We start from the raw sequence: 594 nt of genomic DNA, 5'->3' as shown, positions 1-594 counted from the left end.
TGACGCCGTCCTGTTCGATCCAGGTCCGGACCTGCTGGATCAGCGCCCGGATCTCGTCGTCCTGGCTGCCGTACCCGTGAGCCGCCGGGGTCCGGCCGCGCAACTGGGAACGGTAGCCGCGCAGCGAGTCCCGGCCACCGTCCTCGTCGTCGTCCTCGCCGAGCCGGCCCACGGGCTGGCCGTCGAGGAGGGACGCGGACCAGCGCAGGATCTCCTCCGTGCTGCGGTAGTTGAGACGAAGCCGGGACGTGCGTCCTCGTACGTCGATCCCCAGCGAGCGCAGCGAGACACGGGAGTCGTAGATCCGCTGGTGGGGGTCGCCGACCAGGAACATGTCGTCGGACCGAGGGGCCACGCAGGCGCGAAGAACCCTCCACTGGGCCGGATGAAGGTCCTGGGCCTCGTCCACGACGACGTGGCGGTAGCGCGGTCCGCCGTCGGCCAGGACGCTCGCGGCCTGGTCGCACAACTGGGTGTAGGTCGCCGAGTCCCGGGAGGCCAGGTCCGCGGTGAACCGCTCCATCACGCGCCACAGCCGGGCTCGTTGCACCCGCCCCACCTGAGTGCCGCGCCCCCGGCGCACGCAGCGCAGGT

The 594-nt window shown here is 71.9% G+C and carries 1 protein-coding gene; it reads right to left on the bottom strand.

Annotated elements, in window-relative coordinates:
- Positions 1–594 (bottom strand): UvrD-helicase domain-containing protein (locus CW362_RS42945; protein ID WP_162684473.1); only part of this gene is annotated, 594 nt, incomplete at both ends.

Origin of the sequence: Streptomyces populi (genome assembly GCF_002911015.1) — a bacterium.
GTDB classification, from domain to species: domain Bacteria; phylum Actinomycetota; class Actinomycetes; order Streptomycetales; family Streptomycetaceae; genus Streptomyces; species Streptomyces populi.
The sequence above is the reverse complement of the archived record's forward strand: the minus strand, read 5'-3'. Positions and strand labels throughout refer to the sequence as shown.